The sequence below is a fragment of the Mycobacterium decipiens genome, from assembly GCF_963853665.1.
Taxonomy (GTDB): Bacteria; Actinomycetota; Actinomycetes; order Mycobacteriales; family Mycobacteriaceae; genus Mycobacterium; species Mycobacterium decipiens.
The window spans coordinates 14,277-38,846 of record NZ_OY970459.1 but is presented as its reverse complement, the minus strand read 5'-3'; the positions used below and the strand labels follow the sequence as shown (position 1 = coordinate 38,846).

Below are 24,570 nucleotides of genomic sequence, written 5' to 3'. Positions count from 1 at the left end.
GATGTCACTGCAGGCCGGGGTACCGTGCCTGGTTCTCGGCCTCTGCCTCGTCGCGCAGCGCTGCGATGGCGAGGTTCAACCGGTCGGCCAGCTCGTTGTGGCCATAGCCGGTCAGCACGTCGGGATGTAACGTCAACTTGAGCAACCGTCCGTCAGAATTTGCAACGGCGTGAATATCTCCGAGATCCACGGTGTAGGTGACGGTCTGGGCCTGCGCGACAAGCGCTTCCCACCTGTCGGCTGCCTCGCTGAGTTCCTTTAACACGGATTCGACCAGATCTCGGTCGCTTAGCTGCGCGCGACTACCCGACCCCGACACCATGACAGTATGTCGACGCCCTCAACCAGCGTCAATTCATACGAATGCGCCGTGCTGTTGGGGCGCAGTGAGTTTCCGAAACCACGCGAGGTGATAGTTCGCCGATACCCGTTCCTCGGCGACGAGGCCCTCGGTAGTGGCCAACAACATGCAGTTGAGCAGCAGCGCGGGGTCGACATCGGGATACTGGTCCAAGATCTGGTATCGCGCGGTATCGAGATGGACTCGTAGCAGATCGATTTCCGCCTCGGCGACGCCGGTTCCCGCGGCAGCAGCCCGGGCCAGGGTGTGCACCATCGGTGGCAATCCGTCACGACAGTGCGTCGCTGCCGTCAACACCGCGCCCAGATCGTCAACCGCCGACAGCTCGCGCGGCTGTGTCGCGGCCTTCGGCGCGTCGAGGTTATCCGACCAGCGCAGGGAATCTCCGGGCGAGTAGCTCACCGAGCGCATCGCGTCGCCGAGTAACACAGCGACTTTGCCGGTGCGCCGCTCGGGCCCCAGCAGCCGCACACCTTCCGGAAGCGTGATACCCGGCGGTATCCAGCCGTGTGCGAGATCGGTTACCAGCATTGTCGTGCCGTCCGCGTAGTCGCCGACCGCCCAATTCAGCCGTGGTTCTTGCCGGGCCACGAACACGGTCAGCCGCTGCAAACGTTCGTCGTCGGATTCCGGTGCGGTGGCGGCTTCCTCGGTGGCTTCGTCTTCGGCGGCCTCGCCGAAGGCTCCGGCGGCCTCCGGGGGCGGGGATCCCGCGGGCACGTCCGGCATCACCTGGCGCAGCTGACGAACTGTCGAGTCGACTCGCCGCACGGCCAGTGCACGGGCTTCGTCGATCACCGCAGCTTCCTCGGCCCGCCGGACCGCAGCCGCGATTCCCGCTCGCCTGATGCTGCTCAGCTTGTCGTTGGCCGCGCTGGCGATCCGGTCCAAGTCGGCCTTGAGATACTCTGCGAGCGCTGCCGTTTCGCCGGTGGCCGCAGACAGCTCGGCGGGCCAGAGCCCTCCAGTAACCCAGGGGGTGCAATCTAGGGGAGAGCTGAAGGGCGGAACCGTCAGGGATTGCCGCGTCGCTCTCCGGAGGCGTTGGCGCGCTGTCCTGAAACCGAAGATCGCCACCGGCTCAGCCTACCGGCACCCCCGATGCTGCGCGGACGCTGACTTGTGCGCCCCGCCACGACCTGGGTAGCGTGTGGACATGGCTGATTCTGCGCTGCAGCAGCAACTCGATGAAGTGCGCGATCTGCTGCGACGCGCACGAGAGTTGTTCGGCGCCAACCCGATCGAGCCACCTACCGATATCGCGCCCGATCCCGATACCGCCAAACCCCGGCCGCTGTAGACCATTAGCGGCCGCGCCGGCGCAGCCGATGCGCCAGCAGCTTTTCGATCGCCGCATCGAGATCGCCGGGCATTGGAACCTCCGCCGACGGGGTGTGTCCGGCCGCGACGATCTCGTCGCGCACTTCCAGCAGTGCCTTGAGGCACGACACGTCGGCGGTCAGCAAAATGCCCTCCGCCAGAGTTTCTGCGTCGGTCTCCATCGCCGCCTCGCCCAGCGCGACGCTATGCATATATCCGCCGCGACAGGAACGGACCAGGATGTGGCCGCTGGGGTGAACGGTGTCGAAGGCGGGATTGGCGTCAGTCATCGACCCGTCATCGGCCACCGTCAACGATGCGGCCGAGGTTTTCTGCCGCGTCTCGCTCGTGCTGCTCCCACACCGCCGCCGACATCGTCAGGTGATTCGCCAAGTCGGCGTGGTCATCGGCTTGTTGCTCGTAGCACTGTCGCCTCAATTCGAGCAGTTGCCGTCCGGCGTCGCGCAGCTCGCCGAAGATCGGCCCGAGTGAGTCCAGGCTCTCTTGGATCGCGGCGTGCGAGGACGGGACGGTTCGCAAGTAGTCGGCGGTCTGCTGGTGATGATCAGCGGCCTCACGCAAATGCGCCGGCACCACATGGATTTGATCTGCCATCAGCTGTCTCCTCCTAACGCCCCGGCGGCGAGGCCGGCGTGCTTCCTAATTCAAGCCGGTCGACGTGGCGGCCGGCCGGGTTGGTGTCGGTGTTTCGGTTCTGGCGGGCGCGGTCGCGGTCGCCGACGTTGGCGGATGCTCCCAGCCTAGAAAGCTTGGCCCGCTCACGGTGGAGATGTGTTGAATCTGGCCATCCAGCAGGGCCTTGCTACGACCGAGGGCAAGCGCGTGGCGATCGGTCAACATACCGATGTCACCCGGAACGACCTGCGACGGGTCTATCGGGTTGGCAACCGCGGTTCCCGGCGGCGGAATGGTAATTCCCTGTCGTTGGAACGCATCTGCGATCGGCGCTCCGCCCGCCGCGGCCTTGATGGCGGCGGCCAGCTGGGGGCTGGCGGCCGTCACAGTATCGCCGTTGGGAAGTGTGACGGTAGTGGGACCTGCCGGCGGCGACTCCGGATTCTCCGATGCCGCGTCCTTTTGCGCATCGCCGGTGCGCTCGTCGGGCTCGTCGTCGGATGCGTGGTCTTGCGGATTCGGGTCGGTGGATTCCAGTCGCCCATCGTCGGGGCCGCCCGGCTCGATTCCGGTTCCCCGGAGCAGGCCGGAAAGCGGAAAACCACCTGGCCCACCGGGCATGGAACCCATCGCCGAGCTCGGCACCGGTCCCGCACCAATGTTGGGGATGCTTGGCATCGCCGGCATCATCGGCATCGCCGGCGAGGTGGGTCCTTGCGGCGGCAAGTCTCCAGCCAGCGGGCCAGGATCGTCGAACAGCAGCGAATCGAGCGATGGATCCCACCCGGCGTCCGGGCACAACGTCGGGAACTGGGTGTCGCCGCGCACGGGTGCGGGATCGGGCGCAACCGATGCCCGCGGACGTTCATCGGCGCCGTTCGGTCCGGTCTTGGCGGCGCCGTACAGCGCCGTCCAGGCTGCCATCAGGGCCGCCTTCGACGTGTCGTCGAGGCTTGCGGTCGCGACCACCGCGCGGATGTCCCTGAGCTTGCCGATCAGGAACCGCTGGAAATCGCGTGCGCCCGCCGGCGTATCCAGATCCGAACGCGTTCGCACCGCGGCTTCGGTCTCTTGCTGCAGCCTGTTCAACGTCTCGCCACCCTCGACGGCGTTGCGGTGTGCATTCAGGATTGCCGAGATCACCTGCATGTCGAGCTGAGCGCTTGCCGAATTCTGGTGTGCTAGAGCCGCTTCCGCAGCTGCGATCGCCTCGGCGGCGTCGCCGTGCTGTCGATCCGTCGGGGCGCCGGGCACCTCTTGCTTCCCGGGATGCGTTGGCAACGTTGCGGTCGCCGGGTTGAAAACGGTGGGATGGTGTTGGCGGATTTTGGCCAGGATCGCGTCCAGCTGCTCCGAACGCGTCGTGGGCGTGAGGACGGCAGCCACCTCTGTCGGCGTCAGACCGGTCTGCCACTCGTTCGGATCGCCGGTGGCGTCCCGGACGGCTTCGACGGCGGCGAGAAGATCGGTAAGCGTCGACATCGTCTAGGCAAACGGCGCGACGGCCCGCAGCGGGCTAGGTCGCAACCCCTCCATACCGGGCGACAGTACCCAGGCACGACCACGCCGACAATTCACCTTCTTTGGTTGCGTCGGGAGCCTTAGCCCGCGGGGCCGGCGTACCGCGCCCGTAGCGCCTCCAACAAGGCGCTTTTCGCGCGATCGAGCTCGTGGGCATCCGCCACGATCGTCGCGATCTCGCGTTCTTTGCCAACTAGAAACGACTGAAACTCACGCGCCCCCAACGGCGTATCGATGGCTAGTGCAGCCTGGTCGGCTACCGCACGGTCGATCTCGGCGGCGATCGTATCCAACCGGCGAATGCCATCCCGCAGCACCGCATGCGCGCTGGCCAGCGCATCGGCCAGCACGTCGTCGGCATCGGCGGCCGCGCTGTGTTGTCCCGCCAGCGCCGCCTGCCGCGCCCGAACGGCGGCTACCGAAAATCCGGCTTGCTCCGACATTGGTTCAACCTTCTCATCCCGCCCACCCGACCGGGCGATCATCGGTTTGTCAAACGGGACGGCGGATCGCCACGTTGCTGCCCAGCTGGCTGATCCGCACCGTTGCGCCCGAGTAGGGCGCTTCGACGACCAGATTGTTGCCGATCGCCAGCTGCACGTGTCCGGCATGCGGAAAGACGAGATCCCCTGGCCGGACGTGGGCGTGCGGTACCGGGATCCCGTCGTTGATCTGTTGATAGGTGGTGCGGTCCAGATGGACTCCCGCCTGCGCATAGGCCCATTGGACCAGCCCGGAACAGTCGAATTGGTCGGGCCCGGTGGCGCCCCAGACATACGGACGGCCCAGTCGGGACAGCGCGGCCCGAACTGCGATCCCGGCACGGCCGGTCACTGATGGTAACCGCCGTCCGGTTAGCGGCCTGCCGTGATGGTGCGAGGTCCGGTAACGCAGCGCGCGCAGCGCCGCGCAGCGCCGTCGCGCCTTCCTGCGCGCCGACAAGACATGCGCCCGCTGAGCACGCAGCCTCGCCACCCGCCGCCGTATCGCTTCACGCTGGGCCAGTGGCGTCACCGGAGTGGCAGTGGCGTCGACGCGGGCCGCACCGAGCACGTGTCCGGTCAGGTCACGAGCTGCGGCCCGATCCTGGTGCGCACCGGCCATGACGGCCGCCGCCGCTGCGTCGGTACCCGCCGCCGATACCAGAGCCGCATTGCTGTGCCGTGCGGCGAGTTGGTAACGATCCGGTCCGGCACCGATATTCAGTCCGGCGGCTCGCCGCACCAGGTCGGTGTAGTGCGCGGTCCTCGCATCCAACACCGGCTGCCGATGATCGCCGGTGAACAGTTGATGGGCACGGCGCAACGTGTCGATTTCGCTTTGCGTCATTGGCTTTCCTCCCCGCTGTCCTGATCTGCCTGGCCCTGGTCGTCTGCGACAGCCTCGACCGCGTCGGCGAAGGCCCGAACGCGGGGCAGCGCCGCCGCCGGGATGCCACCCCGATTGCGGATATCCCACACTTCGTCGCTGCTCACGCCGATCAGCGCCGCGACTACCGCTTCTGGTAGCAACGACTGCGCGCAGGCCCGGTCGAACCGCGCGGCCAAGCTGGTCGGCATCCGCCCCAGCAAGGCGCCGCGCGTTGCCTCCAGCGCCCGCAGATGCTCCATCAACCGCCCGGTGGAGTCGGCGCCGGCATTCACCGCCACCCGCCAGGAACTGGCGGCCAGCATCTCCGCCTTCACGCACTGCGCGATCACAGAGAGAATATACGTCTCATATTCGTTTGATGTTGTCGCGGGCAACCGGTCGATGACGGATTTGATGGCGTCCAGCTGCGCTTCGGCGTAGCCTTCCAGCACATCGGTGTCGCTGTGGCGGTCGACGACCACTGCGCCGGCGCGGCGCACCGCCATCGGGTCGGGCGGCTGCGCGGCGATCAGCCGGGCAAGCTCCGCGTCGGGATCACCGGCGACCAACAGCCGCGAATAGGTGCCGGGCGGCAGCCCGAGGCCGTTCTCAACCTTTTGAACTGTGCTTTTGTGCGGCTTGCGAGCACCGCGCTCCAGATAGCTCAGGCCCATGATGCTCACGCCGGTCGCGGCCGCCAGCTCCGCCAGAGACCAGTCGCGCGACTCGCGAAGTGCGCGAATAGCCGCGCCAGCCGACTCACGGCTCACGCGCACGCTCCGGCCATAGGCCGGATATTACACAGCCGCGATTGCCCACTTATGTATATACGTTTTCATCACGGTTCTCTTGCGAGCTGCGCGTTATTGTGTATACGCTTTCGCCTACGTTTCGTCCGACAAGGAGACCGGCACATGGCACACCCCTGCACATCAAATCCGGAACTATGGTTCGGCTACCCCGATGACGACGGCAGCGACGGCGCGGCGAAGGCGCGCACCTATGAGCGGTCGGCCACCCAGGCGCGCATCCAATGCCTGCGTCGGTGTCCGCTCGCGCAGCAACGTCGATGTGCTCAGCACGCCATCGAGCACCGAGAGGAGTACGGGGTATGGGCCGGGATCAAGCTTCCCGGCGGCCAGTATCGAAAGCGTGACCAGCTCGCCGCGGCCCACGACGTGCTGCGTCGGATCGCTGCCGGCGAGATCAACTCCAGGCAGCTGCCCGAAAATGCGGCGCTGCTGGCGCGCAACGAAAGGCTCGACGTCGTCTCCGTGCCCGCGGTCGTGGTGCATCTGCCCGCCGCGCGGGTTGGTCCCCGGCCCGCCGCCTGACATCCCGTCGACACGCCCGGCAGTTCGCCGAGGAACTGCTCCGTCTGGTTGCGTACCATCGGCCAGGATCCGCGTGCCATCGCGACCCTCGCCCAGGAGGTTCTCGCCCAGGAGGTTGTTCTGGCGCTATCGACGGCCCTTACCCGGATGTTCGGAATCGACTATCCGATCGTCTCCGCGCCGATGGACGTGATCGCCGGCGGCGAATTGGCCGCCGCAGTCAGTCGCGCGGGCGGGCTCGGCCTGATCGGGGGCGGCTACGGGGACCGGGATTGGTTGGCCCAGCAGTTCGATCTAGCTGCCGGAACACCGGTGGGGTGCGGGTTCATCACCTGGTCGTTGGCGCGACAACCCCAGCTGCTCGACCTCGCATTGCAACGTGAGCCGGTGGCGGTGATGCTGTCGTTCGGTGATCCCGCTGCCTTCGCCGACAGGATCAAGTCCGCTGGAGCCCGGTTGGTCTGCCAGATTCAAGACCGGGCCCAGGCGGAACGGGCCCTGCAGGTAGGCGCGGATGTGTTGGTGGCTCAGGGCAGCGAGGCCGGCGGGCACGGTTGTGGGCCACGGTCCACCCTGACCCTGGTACCCGAGATCGTCGACCTGGTCACCGCCCGCGGAGCTGACACTCCGGTGGTCGCCGCCGGGGGCATCGCCGATGGCCGCGGCCTGGCTGCGGCGTTGATGTTGGAGGCCGCGGGGGTATTGGTCGGCACCCGCTTCTACGCCACGATCGAGGCGCTGTCCACACCCCAAGCGCGGGACCGGCTTGTGGCGGCCACGGGCGACGACATGTGCCGCACCACGATCTACGATCAGCTTCGGGGCTATCCCTGGCCGGACGGACACACGATGAGCGTGCTACGCAACGCCCTCACCGAGCGATTCGAGGGCACTGAACTCGACCTGCGCCACGACGACGACACCATCACCAAATACCGGCAAGCTGTCACCGCGCACGACTACACCATCGCCAATGTCACCGCCGGTCAAGCCGCGGGACTGGTCGACGCCGTCGTGTCGGCCGCCGCCGTGGTAACCGGCATGGCGCAACAAGCCGCCACCGCGCTGACGGCGATGCGCGTCACGTAGGAGGACCGCCGCACATGTCCCATCGCGGTGGACGATGAGTAACCTCGAGGCCGCGCCGGCCGAAGTCGCCTGCAGCGCGTCCCGTTCCTCGGGTGCCGCGCCGCTCGTGGAAGTGCTGGGTCCGCGCGAGGTTCCGTTGGGCGGACCCAGGGCGATCCGGGTGCGACGCACGCTTCCGCAACGGCAGCGCTCGCTGATCGGCGCGTGGTGCTTCGTCGACCACTACGGCCCGGTGTCCGCGCGCATGGACGTCCCGCCTCATCCGCACACCGGACTGCAAACGGTGAGTTGGTTGTTCAGCGGAACCGTGGAGCATCGCGACAGCGGGGGAGTGCATGCCGTGGTGCGGCCCGGCGAACTGAACCTGATGACGGCGGGAGCCGGGATCTGCCACTCCGAAGTGTCGCTCGAGTCAGATCCGTCCGCCGTTCTGCACGGCGCGCAGCTGTGGGTCGCACTGCCCGACTCGGCGCGCCACACCGGGCGCGACTTCGCCCACTACGTGCCCACACCGATCCGGCTGCCGGGTGCGCAGGCGCGCGAATTTCTCGGCGAGCTGGCCGGAAGCCGTTCGCCGGTGCACACCTTCACTCCGCTGCTGGGCGCCCAGCTCGATCTCGCCGCGAACGCCGCGCTAAAGATCGGAGTCGATCCGGCGTTCGAGCACGGTGTGCTCTGCGATGTGGGCGATATTGAGCTGTGTGGTGTTCCGCTCCGGGTCGCCGATCTCGGCTACCAGGGTTCGGGTCATTCCTCACTGCGGTTATGCAATGTTGGGGATCGGCCCGCGCGGGTACTGCTATTGGGAGGCACCCCGTTCACCGGGCAGCTGGTGATGTGGTGGAACTTCGTCGGGCGCAGCCACGACGACATTCTCGACTATCGCCAGCTGTGGGAGGACGCCGACGAGCGCTTCGGCGCCGTCCAGGGGTACCGGGGTTCAGTCACCCGACTGCCCGCCCCGCCACTGCCCACCACCCGGCTGCGGCCTCGACCGATGCCGGATAGACCGGGAAAGAATAGAGGAGAGCAAACATGACGAGCGACAAAACCGGCGCACAAACCACGGTCACGGCGGAGCACCAGAAGTACACGATCGCCGTCGACGGCAAGACCGTCGGCCTCGCCGAGTTCGCCGACCGTGGCGACCAGCGAGTCTTCTATCACACCGAGATCGACGCGGAATTCGGCGGACGGGGCCTGGCGACCATTCTGGTGGAAGAGGCACTGGACGCCGCGCGCGACCACGGCAAGCGCATCGTTCCGGTGTGCTCCATGGTGGGCTCGGTGCTCAAGAAGCATCCCGAATTCGACGACATCACCGACCCCGTCACCGCCGAGGTCGAGGGGTGGGCGAAGACCCAGCCGAGCTGAGCCGTGTTTGGGGCTCACCGGCCAGCGCCTGGCAGCCCAGCTGCAACCGGGCTCGATCGGGATGGGCCTGACCCGGGAAGGCGGCGAGCTGCTGCCGGCGGTTCACTGCCGCTGGAGCGCCCCTGGCAAATGGGTCTGGCGTGAACTGACGGCCCCGGATTGAGACGACAACCCACGCACGGCGGTCCGCCGTTCGCGATAGGCAGGTGCGACGAAACGAACGAACCCGACGGCCCCGATGCCTCCAGCCGCCAGCGGAAGACCTTTCCCGTCGTCGCCGATTGCTCACTTCCGCGGGCAGTTGTGTCCGCGTACTGTTTCTGGCGGGGGTGGTGCAGTGAGTGTCGTCAACCGACTCGCAGTTTTCGAAGACCGTCTGCAGCGACTTGCGAGTGTGGGCCTGGACTCGGAATTGCCCACCGATCTACTCCTGCAGGCTCACGCTGTCGGCCGCGCGGTTGTTGACGGGGATTGGGATGCACTTCGCCGAAACAGCCTGTCCAGTTTGGGATTTGGGATGGCTACCCATTCTCTACTTCGCGCAGAGGCACCTCGACGACGTTCGATCGCTCCGGTGATCGCGGCCGGTGTTCTGCAGCGGGCATACCAGAGCATTGCCGACTCAGCGAACCGTGATGAGCTGGTCGACAAGCTCCGCTCGGCCACCGCCGAGGCCGGAGGCGACGAAGCGGTCGTACGCATGCAGGACTCGTTCGACGCGATCGCTGATGGAAAGGCCTCGTCGGCGCCGGTTTGGGCGACGTTGGCTGCGCGCCGACCGCTGGTTCTGCCGCTGGGTGGACGAGACGAGTCGGTCGCCGCAATGGTGCGCGGAGCCTTGGGGCTGGTACACGCCGACTTTGCTGCGGCATTTGCCCATTGGGATGCCCGCCGCGACGACCTGCGAGATGAGGACAGACTGGCCCCGGCATTGGAGAAACTCGTTGCCGAGTTCTCCCGGGATCTGCGCCACCATCAGGCCGCGGTTTACGCCGCGCTGGCCGTGCAGGCACCCACTGATCGCATCGCCCAGAATCAGATCGCCGCGCTGGTGGATTTCGTCGTCTCCCGGACCCGGTACTTCGCTCGTGTTCAGGCGGCGGCGTATTGGGCAGTGGACGCACTACACGAGGACGGCCGTGGCGGCGCAGCGGAGCGGATCGGCCTGATTGCGGCCACAGCCGGGGGCCTCACCCGGCAGGCGATCGCCAGCCTGGCTGCAGGATTGAAGCTCTCACTGGACCTGGCTTCTACAGACAGCTACGAGGGCATCGAAGTGGCGGAGGCCGCACGCACGCAGGCGTTCGAGATGACTTTGCCCAACGGACGCAACGTGTCGCTACATCGACTTGACGAAGTTCCCGACAGCGACTTTGTCGAAGTCAGTGCGCGCGTGGCGGGCTTGAGTGCCTCGCGGGACGGTGATGGCAAGCTGATAGGTCGCCTCGAGTTGATCGACCCGTCCAGCGGAGCACGAGCGGCGGCGGCGGCGATATTCGTCGATTGGCGCCACGTCGGCCTCACACGGGGCAGCTATTGCTCCTTTAGCGCCGAGTTTCGATCCTCGTTGGCAGCGCTGGGCGGTGTAGCGGGTCTCCTCATCGATCGGCTTCCCCAGAATCAGCTCGAGAAGCAATCCTGGCGGTTCCGTTTTCTTCGCTCCGCCAAGCGATGGTTTGAGCCATACCGCAACGGTCACAACATGATCTGGTCACTCGGCCCGCACGACACAGAGGCGGTTTCTCTGGCTGACAGCGAAGTGGCCGGCGCCTCTGAGCTGGTATTCCTCGAGTTGCTGGACAGGGGGTGAATGGCGGTGACCGACCCGTTGACGGCCTGCCAGTCTCTGCTGAACGAGAGGAACCGTCAGCAGGGATTCATGGATGAGACTGAGAGCATTCTGGAAACGCTTCGCGACCGACTTGCACAGCAGTATGAAGACATGGACGAAGAGTGCGGCGAACTCGAAGACAGCTGGGACGACTTCGGCGACCAGTTGGCCTCCATCATCGGCAACTTGTGGATCCCGGGCCTGATCGAGGATGCGATCGAGATTGCACAATGCACACACGCACTCGGGGTCTGGGAACAGACGCTGCACGAGATCGCCAACTTCGAAGAGCGGCTTGAAATCGAGCGGAACCGCCGCGATGCCGCAGAGGCGGCCTGGCTGAAGTGTCTGCATGACGCGATGACGACACACCGGTAGGCGCTGCACGGTTGAGCCCACCCCACCGCTAGAACCAGTCACAGCTTCGGGTCGAGCGCAAACGCCAACCCTTGTGCAACCGCTTGCGCAAACGGTGGCGTTGTCGTGGCGGCGTAGTCATCCACCACTCGTTCAACGTGGGAGGCCAACGCGGCGATGCCGGCGGCGCAACTGACAGCACCGAGGATCTGTTCAATGGCCCAGTGATTATGGCCGATCCGGGCGTGATCAACGGCGTCACGCCGTGGTCCCCCGGGCGGCTCAGAAAACAGCGGATAGGCCTCGTAGAGCGCCCCGCCTTCGCGCAGGTCCGCCGCCTTCGGCTCCCGATCGGGATTGGCCGCCCGCCAAGCGTGACCGATCGCGTAGTTGAAAGGAAACTTCTTGGCGAACGCGCGACAGAAGGCGCACGGGCAATCCCAGGTGCGCGTGGCATCCGATGCGAGCCATCCGGCACTGCGCCGGATCCGGATCTTCATGTAGGCAGGGGTGGTGACATAGAGGATGCCGTCCCGCAATGCGTCCTTGATTGGGCTGGTCGCGTCGAAGCTCAGTTCCGTAGCTCCGCCCGCCACCAGCGCAACCAGCGGGAGCATGATCGGTGCACCCAGGCCGAGACAGTGAAACGCAGCGGGGGCACCCCCGCTGATCGCACGGTAGCCATCCCAAAAGCCGCGTGCCACAAGGACCGTGCGGGTGTAGCGGTTCGGCAACCTGCCGGCAAAGTCGATGCGGCGCCGGCGGATGACAACGTAGTCTCGGTAGTTCGCGTCGGCCATGTATGCGCCAAAGCCCATGGAAACCCGCGCCACACCCTGCGCTGCGAAGGCAACGCCAGCGTCGTAAGCAGTGTTATAGGACTCAGCTGAGGCAACCGGGTAGTAGGAGGACCGCACGCTGGCCGGCAGATCACGTAACCGCCGGCTAGCTCGACGGGCCACTGACTCATTCATCCGCCGCCAATCGCGGCTCCGGCGGCCCATGTAAACGCGCTCAAGATCCAGAGCCAGCCAGCATGCAGCGGTGATGTCTTCGACGCCGATCAGGTGCGTGGGACCCAGAGCTACCTGTTCCCCCAGGCTGCTCTCGCCGTTTGAGGCCAACTGCCTGGCCAGCTCGCGCGCCTCTACCGACAGACCCAGAAACGACTTCTGCACATCCTCGGGAACCTCACCCGCCCGCACCGACCTGCCCAGGTCATCTTCGACCCGAACCAAGTGCTCACGCAGCACAGCAGCTCGTTCACGCAGGGCACCCCGCACCTTCCCGATGAACGCGAAATTTCCGTTGTCAGCCATCAGGGCCAGACCAGCCCCGCGCACCTGCCCCGCCAACTCCACCAACTGCGGGCTGGCGTTGTTGGGTGCCAGTAGATAGCCGAACGGACGATTGTTCGACAAATTGGCCGCCGTAAATGTATCGGGAGACAAGTTGTAGATGAAGCGACCCATATTCCTCACCAAAGCAGAATTCCCGACCCCTCGTTCAGTGTTCGGCCGCGAGTCGCGGGATTGGCCACCAGACCTCACCGCCTCCGAACCAAGCCGCGCCGTCTTTACGCCAGAACCCTCTAGGACATCGCCGTGGGTCCGTTTAGCTCGCCGAACGCTTGGCGACCTCGCGGGCAACCCCGGCGATCCACTTTCGCCGATCGTGAGAGTCCGCGTCGATTCGCCCGACCAGATCCGCTGGCCGCAACGTCCCCGAGTCATCACAATGCGTGTCTTCGCCATCGCCGGTGTCTGCAACCGTCGCGGCTTCGATTGCTGCGCACCTGGGGTGCCGGCGGACAGCTTTCTGGCCGCCAGAACATCTGGCCGGTCGGCTTCCGCCCTACACCGTGGCGCCGGGGACTCGGCCGGGGCGACGGCCACCGCCACACGGCCTGGCAGCGCCGAGAGCCGCCAGCTGAAACCGGCGGCCGTCATCCACCTTGACGGCGCTTGCTCTGCGATCACCGCTGAAGCCGACCGGTTGCAGCGGATGTTCGATGCGTTGCTTAAAAAGAAGAGGAAGACCCCGACCTCGCCTGCGTGGCCGAGGCTCCCACAGCGCGGTTAACCGCCGCCCGCTCCGGCTACTCCACGACCGCCATCAGCGGGATCTGGCAGCGGAAATCCCCTTCTGCTCGTTCTGTCCTTGGCCGCAGCCTCGCTCACTCAAACATAAAGGTCACGACCCATTATCTAGATCCTGACCTTCAGCGTTGCGGCCCGTAGAACCGCTCACGGTGGGCGAAGGGGGACTTGAACCCCCACGTCCCGAAGGACACTGGCACCTGAAGCCAGCGCGTCTGCCATTCCGCCACTCGCCCGCAATAACCGGAGGACCATACCACTGTAGTAGCCGCGTGCCCCAGCCGCTGCCGCGGGCCATGGCGGGCTCAGCCGCCGCCGGTGCGGCCGTCCGCCGCAAGGCCGGTGTTCGCCAAGGTCTCTGAACAGTCTCGATGCAATTCTCAGGATTCCCAAGGTGCCGCAGGATCACACTGTCCCGATAGCATGCTTGATTGACACGACACGCGGGCGAGTCGTTTGCCTTGCGCCGACGATGCACCAGAACAGTGAGGCGAGCGCTGACGGATGGGTAGCCAGAAAGGGCTAGTTCAGCGCTTCGAGCGCAAACTCGAGGAGACCGTCGGCGACGCGTTTGCCCGGATGTTTGGGGGATCGATCGTGCCGCCAGAGGTCGAAGCCCTGCTGCGCCGCGAGGCCGCCGACGGCGTCCAGTCGCTGCAGCGAAATCGCCTTTTGGCGCCCAACGAATACATCATTACCCTCAGTGTGCACGACTTTGAGAAGTTGGGTGCCGACCCGGAGCTGATGTCGAGCGGTTTTGCTCGGGGCTTGGCGGACTATATCCAAGAACAGGGGTGGCAAACGTATGGTGATGTGGTCGTCCGGTTCGAACGGTCGTCGAACCTGCATACTGGCCAGTTCCGTGCCCGCGGGACTGTTAACCCCGACGTCGAGCCCCGCCCGACAGTCACCGATTGCGCCGGGCCACAATCAAATTACGCGTTTGGCGCAGAACCAGGAGTAGCACCAATGACTGAGAATTCGAGCTACCGCGGCGGTCAGGGGCAGGGGCGTCCCGACGAGTATTACGACGACCGCTACGCGCGTCCGCAGGAGGATCCGCGTGGTGGCCCGGACCCGCAAGGCGGACCTGACCCCCGTGGTGGGTATCCGCCGGAGGCGGGCGGCTATCCGCCCCAGCCCGGTTACCCGCCGCCCCGCCACCCGGACCAGGGCGGCTACCCAGAACAAGGCGGCTACCCAGAACAAGCCGGGTATCAGGACCAGGGCGGGTATCAGGACCAGGGCGGCTACCCCGACCAGCGCGGGTACCCCGACCAGGGCGGTTACCCCGACCAGCGCGGGTACCCCGACCAGGGACGGGGCTACCCCGACCAGGGCGGCTACCCCGACCAGGGCGGCTACCCCGACCAGGGGCAGGGGGGCTACCCGTCGCCCTACGAGCAACGACCTCCTGCTCCTCCCGGTCCTCCCGCCGGGTATGGCCCCGCAGGCTACGACCAGAGCTACCGCCAAAGCGGCGGCTACGGCCCGCCGCCCGGTGGCGGTCAGCCCGGCTACGGCGGGTACGGGGAGTACGGGCGTGGACCGGCTCGCCAGGATGAGGGTGGCTACGCCCCCTCGGCCCCAGCCGGCCCGCCCGAACAACGACCGGCTTACCCCGACCAAGGCGGCTACGACCAGGGCTACCAGCAGGGCGCCGCGGCCTACGGCCGCCAGGATTACGGCGGGGGCGCCGACTACACCCGCTACGCCGAATCGCCTCCGGTCCCGGGATACCCCCCTCAGGGCGGCGGGTACGGCGAGCCCGTCGGCCGCGACTACGAGTACGGCCAGTCGGGCGCTCCCGACTACGGTCAGCCGGCGGGCGGCGGCTACGGACAGGGCGGCTATGGGTCCGCCGGAACGTCGGTCACTTTGCAGCTCGACGACGGCAGCGGACGCACCTACCAGCTCCGGGAGGGCTCCAACGTCATCGGTCGCGGGCAGGACGCCCAGTTCCGCTTGCCCGATACGGGCGTGTCACGCCGTCACTTGGAGATCCGGTGGGATGGGCAGGTCGCATTGCTCGCGGACCTGAACTCCACCAACGGCACCACTGTTAACAACGCACCGGTACAGGAGTGGCAATTGGCCGACGGCGATGTGATCCGCCTGGGCCACTCCGAGATCATCGTCCGCATTCACTGACCCCACTGGGCCCGAAGCTGCCGAGGTTGACCCCGCGCGATCACCGTCAAAGTATCGTGACTTCGCTGAGGTACTCGGCAGCACGGGCCGGGGGCGGGACATGCAGGACGGAAAGGACGCCAGATGCAGGGGTTGGTACTGCAACTGACGCGTGCCGGATTCTTGATGTTGTTATGGGTGTTTATCTGGTCCGTGCTGCGGATCTTGAAGACCGACATCTATGCGCCGACCGGCGCGGTCATGGTGCGCCGCGGCCTGGCGCTGCGAGGGACGATCTTGCCGTCGCGCCAGCGCAGGTACGCTGCGCGCTACTTGGTGGTGACCGAAGGCGCATTGAAGGGGGCACGTATCACGCTGAGCGGGCAGCCGGTGCTGATCGGGCGCGCTGACGATTCGACCCTGGTGCTGACCGACGACTACGCCTCGACGCGGCATGCCCGGCTGTCCAAGCGCGGATCCGAATGGTATGTCGAAGATCTAGGATCGACCAACGGCACATACCTTGACAGGGCGAAGGTGACGACTGCGGTACGAGTTCCTATCGGAACGCCGGTTCGGATCGGCAAGACTGCAATCGAGTTGCGCCCGTGACCCGCACCGACGACGATGCTGCCGCGCAGCGGGTGAGGAGGTGCGGCGCCGCAACCGCAGCCGACGACGATGATGCCGGCTCGGTAGGTTTTCGAGCCGGGATCGTGGGGGTACCGCCCGCTTGCGGGGGAGAGTGGCGCTCGTGACTCTGGTCCTGCGATACGCGGCCCGCAGTGACCGCGGCCTGGTGCGCGCCAACAATGAAGATTCGGTCTACGCCGGTGCACGCCTCCTGGCCTTGGCTGACGGCATGGGCGGCCACGCGGCCGGCGAGGTGGCGTCCCAGTTGGTGATCGCCGCATTGGCCCATCTGGACGACGACGAGCCCGGCGGCGATCTGCTGGCCAAACTCGAAGCCGCGGTGCGGGCCGGTAACTCGGCCATCGCGGCCCAAGTCGAGATGGAACCCGATCTCGAGGGCATGGGCACCACGCTCACCGCAATCCTGTTCGCGGGCAACCGGCTCGGGTTGGTGCATATCGGAGACTCACGCGGCTACCTGCTGCGCGACGGCGAGCTCACTCAGATCACCAAAGACGACACCTTCGTCCAAACGCTGGTCGATGAAGGCCGGATCACCGCGGAGGAGGCGCACAGTCACCCGCAGCGCTCGTTAATCATGCGGGCGTTGACCGGTCATGAGGTCGAACCGACACTGACCATGCGGGAAGCCCGAGCCGGTGATCGCTACCTGCTGTGCTCGGACGGGTTGTCCGATCCGGTTAGCGACGAAACCATCCTCGAGGCGCTGCAGATCCCCGACGTTGCCGAGAGCGCCCACCGCCTCATCGAACTGGCGCTGCGCGGCGGCGGCCCCGACAACGTGACTGTCGTTGTGGCCGACGTCGTTGACTACGACTACGGCCAGACCCAACCGATTCTGGCCGGGGCGGTATCCGGTGACGACGACCAACTGACCCTGCCCAACACCGCTGCCGGCCGTGCCTCTGCCATCAGCCAGCGCAAAGAGGTCGTCAAACGCGTTCCGCCACAAGCCGATACACTCAGTCGACCACGTTGGTCGCGCCGACGGCTTGCGTTCGTCATCGCACTGGTGACCGTGCTGGTGATCGCGGGCCTGCTCATCGGCCGTGCGATCATTCGCGACAACTACTATGTCGCCGAGTACGACGGCACCGTGTCCATCATGCGGGGGATTCAGGGGTCGCTGCTGGGGATGTCCCTGCACCAGCCCTATTTGATGGGCTGCCTCAGCGCGCGCAATGAACTATCGCAGATCAGCTACAGCCAATCCGGAGGGCAGCTCGACTGTCACCTGATGAAGCTGGAGGATCTGCGCCCCCCGGAGCGCGCGCAGGTTCAGGCCGGCCTCCCGGCCGGCACCCTCGATGACGCGATCGGGCAGCTGCGCGAACTGGCCGCCAACTCGCTGTTGCCGCCCTGCCCGGCGCCTCGGGCCACGTCTCCGCCCGGTCCCTCGGCCCCGCCCACCACCAGCGAGACAACCAAACCAAACGTCACGTCCTCCCCAGCCACCACCGCCCCACCTGCCACCACATCACCCACCACCTCCCCGTCGGCCCCCACCCCTGCCACCGGCACTACGCCGACCACCCCCGCCGATACCTCTCCGACAGCGCCCGCGTCGCCACCGCCGACCCCGCCCACCACCAGTTCGCCGACGGTGACCGCACTGCCGCCACCCCCACCCCAGCCGGGCATCGACTGCCGGGCGGCGGCATGACGACACAGCTGCAGGCACCGGTGGCAGTGACACCCCCGTTGCCGACCCGGCGCAACGCTGAACTGCTGCTGTTGTGCTTCGCCGCGGTAATCACGATCGCTGCGCTGCTGATCGTGGAGGCCAACCAAGAGCGTGGCTTGAACTGGGACCTGACCAGCTACGGCCTGGCCTTCCTAACCCTGTTCGGCTCCGCGCACCTGGCCCTCAGGCGCTTCGCCCCCTACACCGACCCGCTACTGCTGCCGGTGGTGGCGCTGCTCAACGGACTTGGCCTGGTGATGATCCACCGTCTCGACCTGGTCGACAGCGAGATCGGCCAGCATCGGCACCCCAGCGCGAACCAGCAGATGCTGTGGACGTTGGTCGGCGTGGCCGCCTTCGCGCTCGTGGTGACCTTGCTCAAGGACCACCGACAGCTCGCGCGCTATGGCTACGTATGTGGACTCACCGGTCTGGTGTTCTTGGCTGTTCCCGCCCTGCTACCGGCAGCGCTGTCCGAGCAGAACGGCGCCAAGATTTGGATCCGCTTGCCCGGCTTCTCGATTCAGCCGGCCGAGTTCTCCAAGATTCTGCTGCTGATCTTCTTCTCGGCGGTACTGGTCGCCAAACGCGGCCTGTTCACCAGTGTGGGTAAACATCTGATGGGCATGACCCTGCCCCGCCCGCGAGACCTCGCGCCACTGTTGGCGGCCTGGGTGATCTCGGTGGGTGTGATGGTCTTCGAGAAAGACCTCGGCACTTCGCTGCTGCTCTATTCGTCGTTTCTGGTGGTGGTCTACCTCGCCACCCAGCGGTTCAGTTGGGTCGTCATCGGCCTGATTCTGTTCGCGGCGGGAAGCGTTGTGGCGTACTTCATTTTCGATCACGTCCGGGTCCGGGTGCAGACTTGGCTGGACCCGTTCGCCGATCCCGACGGCAGCGGATATCAGATCGTGCAGTCACTTTTCAGTTTTGCTACCGGCGGCATCTTCGGCACCGGGCTCGGTAACGGCCAACCCGATACCGTGCCCGCGGCGTCGACCGATTTCATCATCGCCGCGTTCGGCGAAGAGCTCGGGCTGGTGGGACTGGCCAGCATATTGATGCTCTACACCATCGTCATCGTCCGCGGATTGCGCACCGCGATCGCCATCCGCGACAGCTTCGGCAAGCTGCTGGCCGCTGGGCTGGCGTCGACGCTGGCCCTTCAACTGTTCATTGTCGTCGGCGGCGTGACCCGCCTCATTCCGCTGACCGGGTTGACCACACCATGGATGTCCTACGGCGGGTCGTCGCTGCTGGCCAACTACATGCTGCTGGCCATCCTGGCCCGCATCTCGCATGGCGCGCGACGGCCACTGCGCACCCGCCCACGAAGGAAGTCGCCGATCGCGGCGGCTGGCACCGAGGTAATCGAGCGCGTATGAACGCCTCCCTACGCCGAATCTCGGTGACCGTGATGGCGTTGATCGTGTTGCTGTTGCTCAACGCGACAATGACACAGGTGTTCACCGCCGACGGGCTGCGTGCCGATCCCCGCAACCAGCGCGTGTTGCTCGACGAGTATTCGCGGCAACGCGGCCAGATCACCGCTGGTGGGCAACTGCTGGCCTACTCCGTGGCCACCGACAGCCGATTCCGTTTCCTGCGGGTCTATCCCAACCCCGACGTGTATGCCCCGGTGACCGGCTTCTACTCGCTGCGCTATTCCAGTACCGGCCTGGAGCGGGCCGAGGATCCGCTATTGAACGGGTCCGACCAGCGCCTGTTCGGCCGCCGGCTGGCCGACTTTTTCACCGGTCGTGATCCGCGCGGCGGCAATGTCGATACGACGATCAGCCCGCGCGTTCAGCAAGCCGGCTGGGACGCGATGCAGCAAGGCTGCGACGGGCCCTGTAGGGGAGCGGTGGTCGCCCTCGAACCGTCAACGGGCAGGATTCTGGCGCTGGTGTCCTCGCCGTCCTACGACCCCAACCTGCTGGCGTCGCACCACCCCGAGGCGCAGGCAAAGGCCTGGCAACAACTTCGTGACGACCCCGACTCCCCGCTGACAAACCGTGCCATCTCGGAGACGTATCCACCGGGTTCTACATTCAAAGTGATCACCACCGCGGCCGCGCTGGCGGCTGGAGCCACCGAGACCGAACAGCTCACCGCGGCGCCCACAATTCCGTTGCCCGGCAGCACGGCCACGCTGGAGAACTACGGCGGCGCGCCATGCGGCGGCGAACCAACCGTGTCGCTGGGTGAGGCCTTCGCCAAGTCCTGTAACACCGCCTTCGTACAGCTGGGCATCCTCACCGGCGCCGACGCCCTGCGCCGCATGGCGCAGTCGTTCGGTATCGACAGCGCGCCGAGCCCAATTCCGCTGCAGGTAGCCGAATCAACCATCGGGCCCATCGCGGACAGCGCCGCACTGGGGATGTCCAGCATCGGGCAGAAGGACGTTGCGCTCACCCCGCTGGAGAACGCCGAGATAGCTGCGACCATTGCAAACGGTGGCATCACGATGCGGCCCTACCTGGTCGAGAGCCTCAAGGGGCCCGACTTAGCCAACATCCGGACCACCGCCCCATATCAGCAGCGCCGCGCGGTGTCGCCGCAGGTCGCCGCTAAGCTAACAGAGCTGATGGTCGGCGCCGAGAAGGTCGCACAGCAGAAAGGGGCCATTCCCGGCGTGCAGATCGCATCCAAGACGGGTACCGCTGAGCACGGCACCGATCCTCGTCGCACTCCACCGCACGCGTGGTACATCGCCTTCGCTCCCGCACAGGCTCCCAAGGTTGCTGTCGCGGTGCTGGTGGAGAACGGGGCCGATCGTCTGTCCGCGACCGGCGGTGCGCTCGCTGCGCCGATCGGGCGGGCGGTGATCGAAGCCGCACTGCAGGGGGGACCATGAGTCCCCGCGTTGGTGTCACGCTGTCGGGTAGATACCGCCTGCAGCGCCTCATCGCCACCGGTGGCATGGGCCAAGTCTGGGAGGCCGTCGATAACCGGTTGGGCCGTCGCGTCGCGGTCAAGGTGCTCAAGAGCGAGTTCTCCTCCGACCCGGAGTTCATCGAACGGTTTCGGGCTGAGGCGCGCACCACCGCGATGCTGAACCATCCGGGCATTGCCAGCGTGCACGACTATGGCGAAAGCCAGATGAACGGGGAGGGCCGAACGGCCTACCTAGTCATGGAGCTGGTCAATGGCGAGCCGCTGAACTCGGTGCTCAAGCGCACCGGCCGGCTGTCGTTACGGCACGCACTAGACATGCTCGAACAGACCGGCCGCGCACTGCAGATCGCGCACGCCGCCGGCCTGGTGCACCGCGACGTGAAACCGGGCAACATTTTGATCACCCCAACCGGGCAGGTAAAGATCACCGACTTCGGTATCGCCAAGGCCGTCGATGCCGCGCCGGTGACCCAGACCGGCATGGTGATGGGTACCGCTCAATACATTGCGCCCGAACAGGCCCTGGGTCACGACGCCAGCCCGGCCAGCGATGTCTATGCGTTGGGAGTTGTTGGGTATGAAGCCGTTTCGGGGAAACGGCCGTTTACCGGCGACGGTGCCCTGACGGTGGCGATGAAACATATCAAGGAGCCACCGCCGCCGTTGCCCCCCGACCTGCCGCCCAACGTGCGAGAACTGATCGAGATAACCCTGGTGAAGAACCCGGCTATGCGCTATCGCAGTGGCGGACCGTTCGCCGACGCGGTGGCCGCGGTACGCGCCGGCCGCCGGCCCCCGCGGCCCAGCCAGACACCGCCTCCCGGCCGGGCCGCTCCGGCGGCGATACCGTCGGGAACACCGACCAGAGTGGCGGCCAACCCCTCCGGCCGGACCACGCCGTCCCGTCGATCTCGCCCCGCTACCGGTGATCACCGACCGACGCCCGCCCGGCGTACGTTTTCGTCTGGGCAGCGCGCATTGCTCTGGGCCGCCGGTGTGCTCGGGGCACTGGCGATCATCATCGCCGTGTTGATCGTCATCAACTCTCGTGCGGACAACGGCCCACAGCAGGCGCCTACGTCGACCGTGACCAACACCCGGACCTCGCCGGCCGGCCAGACCCCCAGCGGGAGTGGTCCGGGCCCGCGACTCGATTGGACGCAACACGGGCAAGCGGGTCATTCTGGACTACAGCGCAACCAACCCGGACTCCACCCGGTCGACGATGCGGGCCGCAACGGCCCGAGGAGGAGCAGGGCGATCGAAGCCAGTTGGGTTTTCCCGCTGGCACCGCTGCCACCGCATTCGCGCGCGGCGCTGGCCCGATACGAGATACGGTAATGACCACCCCTCAGCATCTGTCCGATCGCTACGAACTTGGCGACATCCTCGGATTCGGAGGCATGTCCGAAGTTCACCTGGCCCGCGACCTTCGGTTGCACCGCGACGTTGCGGTGAAGGTGCTGCGTGCTGATCTGGCCCGCGATCCCAGCTTCTATCTACGCTTCCGGCGTGAGGCGCAAAACGCCGCGGCGCTGAATCATCCCGCGATCGTCGCGGTGTACGACACCGGCGAAGCCGAAACGCCCGCCGGGCCGTTGCCCTACATCGTCATGGAATACGTCGACGGCGTTACCCTGCGCGACATCGTCCACACCGAAGGTCCGATGCCGCCCAAACGCGCTATCGAGGTCATTGCCGACGCCTGCCAGGCGCTGAACTTCAGTCATCAGAACGGAATCATCCACCGCGACGTCAAGCCGGCGAACATCATGATCAGCACGACCAACGCGGTGAAGGTGATGGATTTCGGCATTGCCCGCGCCATTGCCGACAGCGGCAACAGCGTGACCCAAACCGCGGCGGTGATCGGCACGGCGCAGTATCTGTCGCCCGAACAGGCCCGGGGTGATTCCGTCGACGCCCGATCCGATGTCTATTCCTTGGGCTGTGTTCTCTACGAAGTCCTCACCGGGGAGCCCCCTTTCACCGGCGACTCGCCCGTCTCGGTTGCCTATCAGCATGTCCGCGAGGACCCGATCCCGCCTTCGGCGCGCCACGAAGGCATCTCCGCCGACCTCGACGCCGTCGTCCTCAAGGCACTGGCCAAGAACCCGGAAAACCGCTATCAGACGGCGGCCGAGATGCGCGCCGACCTGGTCCGGGTGCACAACGGTGAACCGCCCGAGGCGCCCAAGGTGCTCACCGACGCCGACCGGACGTCGCTGCTGTCGTCCGCAACCGGGAACCTTGGCGGTCCACGCACCGATCCGCTACCGCGCCAGGACCTAGACGACACCGACCGTGACCGCGGCACCGGTTCGGTGGGCCGTTGGGTCGCGGTGGTCGCCGTGTTGGCGGTGCTGACCGTCGTCGTCACCATCGTCATCAACACATTCGGTGGCATCACCCGCGACGTCCAAGTCCCCGATGTCCGGGGTCAAGCGTCCGCCGACGCCATTGCCACACTGCAGAACCGCGGCTTCAAAACTCGTACGCTGCAGAAGCCCGACTCGACGATCCCGCCCGACCACGTCATCGGTACCGACCCGGCCGCCAACACGTCGGTGAGTGCGGGCGACGAGATCACGATCAATGTGTCCACCGGACCCGAACAGCGCGAGGTGCCCGACGTCTCCTCGCTGACCTACGCCGAAGCGGTCAAGAAGCTCACTGCCGCCGGATTCGGCCGCTTCAAGCAGGCGAACTCGCCGTCCACTCCGGAACTGGTGGGCAAGGTCATCGGGACCAACCCGCCGGCGAACCAAACGTCGGCCATCACCAACGTGATCACCATCATCGTCGGCTCCGGTCCGGCGACCAAGGAGATTCCCGATGTCGCGGGCCAGACCGTAGACATGGCGCAAAAAAACCTCAACGTCTACGGCTTTGCCAAGTTCAGCCAGGCCTCGGTGGACAGCCCCCGTCCGGCCGGTGAGGTGATCGGCACCAATCCACCCGCCGGCACCACAGTTTCAGTCGATTCGGTCATCGAGCTGCAGGTGTCCAAGGGCAACCAGTTCGTCATGCCCGACCTATCCGGCATGTTCTGGAGCGACGCCGAACCGCGATTACGCGCGCTGGGCTGGACCGGGATGCTCGATAAAGGGGCCGACGTCGATGCCGGTGGCTCCCAACACAACCGGGTCGTCTATCAGAACCCGCCGGCCGGGACCGGGGTCAACCGGGACGGCATCATCACGCTGAGGTTCGGTCAGTAGTTCCGGCCCTGCTGGCGGTTGAAGTTGGGAGGTGCGGCTGGACCGCGGTGAGCACCTCGTTTTCCAGTCGGCGTACCACGGTGTCATCGCGCACCCATCCGCAGTAGGTGAGCCAGTTGGCCAGCATCCGGTGCCCACCTTCGGTGAGGATCGACTCCGGATGGAATTGGACACCGTGGATCGGCAGCTCGGTGTGCTGCACGGCCATGATCACACCGCTGCGGGTGCGGGCCGTGACCTCCAGCACCGCCGGCAGCGACGCCGGCAGAATTGTCAGCGAATGATACCGGGTAGCCGTGAATGGATCCGGAAGGCCTTGCAGCACACCGATATTCGCGTGGAATACGCTGCTGGTCTTGCCGTGCAGCAACTCGGGCGCGCGGTCGACCTTGGCGCCGAACGCAACGCCGATGGCTTGGTGCCCCAGACAGACGCCCAGCAGCGGGGTGCGGGCCGCGGCGCACGCGCGGACCAGATTGACTGACGCGCCGGCACGTTCCGGGGTGCCCGGACCCGGACTGAGCAGCACACCGTCGAACTGGGCGGCGATGGCGGCCCCTTCGGATAGCCGGGTGTCGTCGTTGCGCCACACGTCGGCCTCGACGCCCAGCTGGCCAAGGTACTGCACCAGGTTGAACACGAAGCTGTCGTAGTTGTCGACAACCAGGATCCGCATCGTGACAGGCTACCGCCCAATCCAGTCCGCCAGCC

The 24,570-nt window shown here is 66.2% G+C and carries 24 protein-coding genes and 1 tRNA gene; 14 read left to right on the top strand and 11 right to left on the bottom strand.

All coding sequences use genetic code 11. The features are described from left to right. Positions 1 to 4: 4 nt before the first annotated feature. Positions 5 to 322, bottom strand: a complete 318-nt coding sequence (locus AADZ55_RS00195) for a DUF2710 family protein (RefSeq protein ID WP_085325485.1) — start codon at positions 320 to 322, stop codon at positions 5 to 7. A 33-nt stretch (positions 323 to 355) separates the two neighbouring features. Further along, positions 356 to 1,438, bottom strand: a complete 1,083-nt coding sequence (locus AADZ55_RS00190; RefSeq protein ID WP_085325484.1) for a DUF5631 domain-containing protein — start codon at positions 1,436 to 1,438, stop codon at positions 356 to 358. 79 nt (positions 1,439 to 1,517) lie between these two features. Here AADZ55_RS00190 and AADZ55_RS00185 point away from each other — a divergent pair, with 79 nt between their 5' ends. Continuing rightward, the gene (locus tag AADZ55_RS00185) at positions 1,518 to 1,661 is read left to right on the top strand and encodes a hypothetical protein (RefSeq protein ID WP_165759397.1); all 144 of its coding nucleotides are present in this window, start codon (positions 1,518 to 1,520) and stop codon (positions 1,659 to 1,661) included. A gap of 4 nt (positions 1,662 to 1,665) precedes the next feature. On the opposite strand, the gene AADZ55_RS00180 is transcribed toward AADZ55_RS00185, so the two are convergent. From AADZ55_RS00180 to AADZ55_RS00155, 6 genes are all read right to left on the bottom strand, one after another. Continuing rightward, on the bottom strand, positions 1,666 to 1,971 hold the full coding sequence (locus tag AADZ55_RS00180; RefSeq protein WP_085325556.1) for a DUF2694 family protein: 306 nt from the start codon (positions 1,969 to 1,971) through the stop codon (positions 1,666 to 1,668). 7 nt (positions 1,972 to 1,978) lie between these two features. After that, positions 1,979 to 2,296: an ESX-1 secretion-associated protein gene (locus AADZ55_RS00175; RefSeq protein ID WP_085325483.1), complete on the bottom strand. Its 318-nt coding sequence runs from the start codon at positions 2,294 to 2,296 to the stop codon at positions 1,979 to 1,981. 45 nt (positions 2,297 to 2,341) lie between these two features. Next, the gene (locus AADZ55_RS00170; protein WP_085325482.1) at positions 2,342 to 3,799 is read right to left on the bottom strand and encodes a DUF4226 domain-containing protein; all 1,458 of its coding nucleotides are present in this window, start codon (positions 3,797 to 3,799) and stop codon (positions 2,342 to 2,344) included. 119 nt (positions 3,800 to 3,918) lie between these two features. After that, positions 3,919 to 4,281 carry a DUF4226 domain-containing protein gene (locus AADZ55_RS00165; RefSeq protein ID WP_085325555.1) on the bottom strand — a complete coding sequence of 121 codons (363 nt, stop codon included), beginning with the start codon at positions 4,279 to 4,281 and terminating at the stop codon, positions 3,919 to 3,921. 49 nt (positions 4,282 to 4,330) lie between these two features. Next, positions 4,331 to 5,167, bottom strand: coding sequence for a C40 family peptidase (locus AADZ55_RS00160; protein ID WP_085325481.1), 837 nt, complete (start codon positions 5,165 to 5,167; stop codon positions 4,331 to 4,333). Further along, a complete protein-coding gene (locus AADZ55_RS00155; protein ID WP_085325480.1) occupies positions 5,164 to 5,958 on the bottom strand; it encodes a helix-turn-helix domain-containing protein in 795 nt (264 codons plus the stop codon). The genes AADZ55_RS00160 and AADZ55_RS00155 overlap by 4 nt, the downstream gene beginning before the upstream one ends. A gap of 144 nt (positions 5,959 to 6,102) precedes the next feature. On the opposite strand from AADZ55_RS00155, the gene AADZ55_RS00150 reads away from it, so the two are divergent. The 6 genes from AADZ55_RS00150 to AADZ55_RS00125 all read left to right on the top strand — a co-directional run bounded on the left by AADZ55_RS00150 (position 6,103) and on the right by AADZ55_RS00125 (position 11,194). Next, positions 6,103 to 6,522, top strand: coding sequence for a WhiB family transcriptional regulator (locus AADZ55_RS00150; RefSeq protein WP_085325479.1), 420 nt, complete (start codon positions 6,103 to 6,105; stop codon positions 6,520 to 6,522). A 78-nt stretch (positions 6,523 to 6,600) separates the two neighbouring features. After that, the gene (locus AADZ55_RS00145; RefSeq protein ID WP_278248615.1) at positions 6,601 to 7,611 is read left to right on the top strand and encodes an NAD(P)H-dependent flavin oxidoreductase; all 1,011 of its coding nucleotides are present in this window, start codon (positions 6,601 to 6,603) and stop codon (positions 7,609 to 7,611) included. A 34-nt stretch (positions 7,612 to 7,645) separates the two neighbouring features. After that, positions 7,646 to 8,650 carry a pirin family protein gene (locus AADZ55_RS00140; protein WP_085325478.1) on the top strand — a complete coding sequence of 335 codons (1,005 nt, stop codon included), beginning with the start codon at positions 7,646 to 7,648 and terminating at the stop codon, positions 8,648 to 8,650. Beyond that, positions 8,647 to 8,985 carry a GNAT family N-acetyltransferase gene (locus AADZ55_RS00135; RefSeq protein WP_085325477.1) on the top strand — a complete coding sequence of 113 codons (339 nt, stop codon included), beginning with the start codon at positions 8,647 to 8,649 and terminating at the stop codon, positions 8,983 to 8,985. Before AADZ55_RS00140 ends, AADZ55_RS00135 begins: the two co-directional genes overlap by 4 nt. 517 nt (positions 8,986 to 9,502) lie before the next feature. Beyond that, positions 9,503 to 10,795 (top strand): hypothetical protein, encoded by a 1,293-nt coding sequence (locus tag AADZ55_RS00130; RefSeq protein WP_133056429.1) that lies wholly within the window; start codon positions 9,503 to 9,505, stop codon positions 10,793 to 10,795. Positions 10,796 to 10,801: 6 nt separating this feature from the next. After that, positions 10,802 to 11,194, top strand: coding sequence for a hypothetical protein (locus tag AADZ55_RS00125; RefSeq protein WP_165759396.1), 393 nt, complete (start codon positions 10,802 to 10,804; stop codon positions 11,192 to 11,194). Between the two features lie 38 nt (positions 11,195 to 11,232). Here AADZ55_RS00125 and AADZ55_RS00120 read toward each other — a convergent pair whose 3' ends face one another. Both AADZ55_RS00120 and AADZ55_RS00115 read right to left on the bottom strand, forming a co-directional pair. Beyond that, positions 11,233 to 12,645: a hypothetical protein gene (locus AADZ55_RS00120; protein WP_085325474.1), complete on the bottom strand. Its 1,413-nt coding sequence runs from the start codon at positions 12,643 to 12,645 to the stop codon at positions 11,233 to 11,235. Positions 12,646 to 13,425: 780 nt separating this feature from the next. Further along, positions 13,426 to 13,508 (bottom strand) — tRNA-Leu (locus AADZ55_RS00115). Positions 13,509 to 13,776: 268 nt separating this feature from the next. Here AADZ55_RS00115 and AADZ55_RS00110 point away from each other — a divergent pair. The 7 genes from AADZ55_RS00110 (at position 13,777) to pknB (ending at position 23,859) form a co-directional block, all read left to right on the top strand. Further along, a complete protein-coding gene (locus AADZ55_RS00110; protein WP_085325472.1) occupies positions 13,777 to 15,423 on the top strand; it encodes a DUF3662 and FHA domain-containing protein in 1,647 nt (548 codons plus the stop codon). A 123-nt stretch (positions 15,424 to 15,546) separates the two neighbouring features. After that, entirely contained in the window at positions 15,547 to 16,014 is a 468-nt protein-coding gene (locus AADZ55_RS00105; RefSeq protein WP_085325471.1) for an FHA domain-containing protein FhaB/FipA, read from the top strand. A gap of 142 nt (positions 16,015 to 16,156) precedes the next feature. Then, a complete protein-coding gene (locus AADZ55_RS00100; RefSeq protein ID WP_341286246.1) occupies positions 16,157 to 17,719 on the top strand; it encodes a PP2C family protein-serine/threonine phosphatase in 1,563 nt (520 codons plus the stop codon). After that, positions 17,716 to 19,125, top strand: coding sequence for an FtsW/RodA/SpoVE family cell cycle protein (locus AADZ55_RS00095; RefSeq protein WP_085326586.1), 1,410 nt, complete (start codon positions 17,716 to 17,718; stop codon positions 19,123 to 19,125). Before AADZ55_RS00100 ends, AADZ55_RS00095 begins: the two co-directional genes overlap by 4 nt. Next, on the top strand, positions 19,122 to 20,597 hold the full coding sequence (gene pbpA, locus AADZ55_RS00090; RefSeq protein WP_085326585.1) for a D,D-transpeptidase PbpA: 1,476 nt from the start codon (positions 19,122 to 19,124) through the stop codon (positions 20,595 to 20,597). Before AADZ55_RS00095 ends, pbpA begins: the two co-directional genes overlap by 4 nt. Next, complete coding sequence (locus AADZ55_RS00085; protein WP_085326584.1) at positions 20,594 to 21,979, top strand: serine/threonine-protein kinase; 1,386 nt, start codon at positions 20,594 to 20,596, stop codon at positions 21,977 to 21,979. The genes pbpA and AADZ55_RS00085 overlap by 4 nt, the downstream gene beginning before the upstream one ends. After that, the gene (gene pknB / locus AADZ55_RS00080; protein ID WP_085326583.1) at positions 21,979 to 23,859 is read left to right on the top strand and encodes a Stk1 family PASTA domain-containing Ser/Thr kinase; all 1,881 of its coding nucleotides are present in this window, start codon (positions 21,979 to 21,981) and stop codon (positions 23,857 to 23,859) included. Before AADZ55_RS00085 ends, pknB begins: the two co-directional genes overlap by 1 nt. On the opposite strand, the gene AADZ55_RS00075 is transcribed toward pknB, so the two are convergent. After that, a complete protein-coding gene (locus AADZ55_RS00075; protein ID WP_085326582.1) occupies positions 23,837 to 24,535 on the bottom strand; it encodes an aminodeoxychorismate/anthranilate synthase component II in 699 nt (232 codons plus the stop codon). The two genes, pknB and AADZ55_RS00075, sit on opposite strands and share 23 nt — an antisense overlap. Between the last annotated feature and the right edge of the window lie 35 nt (positions 24,536 to 24,570).

Coding starts and splice junctions, on each gene's coding strand:
- AADZ55_RS00135 (WP_085325477.1), top strand. CDS start 8,647: ATGACGAGCGACAAAACCGGCGCACAAACCACGGTCACGGCGGAGCAC.
- pknB (WP_085326583.1), top strand. CDS start 21,979: ATGACCACCCCTCAGCATCTGTCCGATCGCTACGAACTTGGCGACATC.
- AADZ55_RS00075 (WP_085326582.1), bottom strand. CDS start 24,535: ATGCGGATCCTGGTTGTCGACAACTACGACAGCTTCGTGTTCAACCTG.
- AADZ55_RS00185 (WP_165759397.1), top strand. CDS start 1,518: ATGGCTGATTCTGCGCTGCAGCAGCAACTCGATGAAGTGCGCGATCTG.
- AADZ55_RS00120 (WP_085325474.1), bottom strand. CDS start 12,645: ATGGGTCGCTTCATCTACAACTTGTCTCCCGATACATTTACGGCGGCC.
- AADZ55_RS00130 (WP_133056429.1), top strand. CDS start 9,503: ATGGCTACCCATTCTCTACTTCGCGCAGAGGCACCTCGACGACGTTCG.
- AADZ55_RS00165 (WP_085325555.1), bottom strand. CDS start 4,281: ATGTCGGAGCAAGCCGGATTTTCGGTAGCCGCCGTTCGGGCGCGGCAG.
- AADZ55_RS00195 (WP_085325485.1), bottom strand. CDS start 322: ATGGTGTCGGGGTCGGGTAGTCGCGCGCAGCTAAGCGACCGAGATCTG.
- AADZ55_RS00105 (WP_085325471.1), top strand. CDS start 15,547: ATGCAGGGGTTGGTACTGCAACTGACGCGTGCCGGATTCTTGATGTTG.
- AADZ55_RS00170 (WP_085325482.1), bottom strand. CDS start 3,799: ATGTCGACGCTTACCGATCTTCTCGCCGCCGTCGAAGCCGTCCGGGAC.
- AADZ55_RS00175 (WP_085325483.1), bottom strand. CDS start 2,296: ATGGCAGATCAAATCCATGTGGTGCCGGCGCATTTGCGTGAGGCCGCT.
- pbpA (WP_085326585.1), top strand. CDS start 19,122: ATGAACGCCTCCCTACGCCGAATCTCGGTGACCGTGATGGCGTTGATC.
- AADZ55_RS00085 (WP_085326584.1), top strand. CDS start 20,594: ATGAGTCCCCGCGTTGGTGTCACGCTGTCGGGTAGATACCGCCTGCAG.
- AADZ55_RS00095 (WP_085326586.1), top strand. CDS start 17,716: ATGACGACACAGCTGCAGGCACCGGTGGCAGTGACACCCCCGTTGCCG.
- AADZ55_RS00150 (WP_085325479.1), top strand. CDS start 6,103: ATGGCACACCCCTGCACATCAAATCCGGAACTATGGTTCGGCTACCCC.
- AADZ55_RS00180 (WP_085325556.1), bottom strand. CDS start 1,971: ATGACTGACGCCAATCCCGCCTTCGACACCGTTCACCCCAGCGGCCAC.
- AADZ55_RS00140 (WP_085325478.1), top strand. CDS start 7,646: ATGAGTAACCTCGAGGCCGCGCCGGCCGAAGTCGCCTGCAGCGCGTCC.
- AADZ55_RS00110 (WP_085325472.1), top strand. CDS start 13,777: ATGGGTAGCCAGAAAGGGCTAGTTCAGCGCTTCGAGCGCAAACTCGAG.
- AADZ55_RS00160 (WP_085325481.1), bottom strand. CDS start 5,167: ATGACGCAAAGCGAAATCGACACGTTGCGCCGTGCCCATCAACTGTTC.